The organism is Megasphaera intestinihominis (assembly GCF_040096415.1).
In the GTDB taxonomy this organism is placed as follows: domain Bacteria; phylum Bacillota; class Negativicutes; order Veillonellales; family Megasphaeraceae; genus Megasphaera; species Megasphaera intestinihominis.
This window is the reverse complement of the sequence record NZ_JBBMEU010000133.1, coordinates 1-1368: the sequence shown is the minus strand read 5'-3', so window position 1 is coordinate 1368 and position 1368 is coordinate 1. Positions and strand designations below refer to the sequence as shown.

The following is a 1368-nucleotide window of genomic DNA, read 5'->3' as shown; positions in this document are numbered from 1 at the left end:
GGGTGTGTCAAGAGTTTTGTGTAAATCGATTCAATAAGCAACATCGTATTGCTGCATAAGCTGAGACATCCTGTCGTCCATGAGCAGCTGGTTCCGGACCATCGCCCAGTTTGCGACGTGACGACCCTTCCATTTTTTATAGAGCTCTTGGATGCGTAGGTAGAAAATCTTGAAGACTGCATCCTCGTTGGGGAAAGCGCCTTTCTTGGTCACCTTGCGGAAGCTAGAGTTGACGCTCTCGATGGCATTGGTCGTGTACATGATCTTGCGCACGGCACTGCCATAGTTATAGAGCTGCTCGACGTGTGAGAAATTGTTTTCCCATACGCTGACCGCGCCTGGATAAGCCTGCCAGTCGGTCTTGAACTTCTCGAATTCCTGACGGGCCTGCTTGACGTTGATGGCACCATAGATGAGCTTCAGCTGCTTCGTGAATGCACTCCACTGCTTGCGTGGGATGTAGCGGATGGAATTGCGGATGAGGTGTACGATGCAGCGCTGAACCGTGGCATGCGGGAATACAGCCTTGGCGCCTTCCTCCAATCCGCTCACGCCATCCATGGACAGGATGCCAAGATCCTTAACGCCGCGAGCCCGCAGCTCGTCGAAGATCTGCATCCAGGCATGCTTGCTCTCCGTCTCGTTGATCCAGAGGCCAAGGACATCCTTGCAGCCGTTGACGTCATAGGCAAGCATGACATAGACGGCCACCTGCTGGACGCCATACTCCGTGCGCAGCGATACGTAGATGCAGTCGACGAAAGCAAATGGATAGAACGACTGGAGCGGACGATTCCGCCATGCCTCGACCTCTTCCATGACGCAGCCTGTGATGGTGGAGATCTGTTCATGTGACATCTGGAAGCCGTAGATGTCTTCGATGGTTGCAGCGATGTCGCGTTGGCTCATGCCACGGGCATACATCGCCAGTACCTTGCCCTCGATGGACGAAACGTCGCGCTGGTGCTTCTTGATGATCTGCGGTTCAAACGTACTCTGGCGATCCCTAGGGACGCGGATAGGAACCTCGCCCAGAGAGGTCTTGAGCGTCTTGGATGAATAGCCGTTCCGGACATTGTCACCGTCTTCGGAGCGCTCATGCTTCTTATGGCCGAGATGATTTTCCATCTCACCTTTGAGCATGGACTCAAAAATGGGGCCAAAAATCTGCTTCAGGACGTCCTGTACGTCTTCCGCGCTCTTGATGTCGTAGTTGTTGAGGATTTGCTGAGCAATCTGCTCGCCTGGGGTAGTTGGTGGAGTTTTACACTTTGCCATTCTGTTACCGTCCTTATCTTTGTTTACCCCAGTATGGGGCATAAAGTAGATTCATGCAATACCGATTTACACAAACTATTTTACACTCCC

General features: G+C 52.6%; 1 protein-coding gene. It reads right to left on the bottom strand.

The genetic code is table 11. The annotated features are described in order from the left end of the window. Window positions 1–30: 30 nt before the first annotated feature. Window positions 31–1278, bottom strand: a complete 1248-nt coding sequence (locus tag WMO23_RS11300; protein WP_020311933.1) for an IS256 family transposase — start codon at window positions 1276–1278, stop codon at window positions 31–33. Between the last annotated feature and the right edge of the window lie 90 nt (window positions 1279–1368).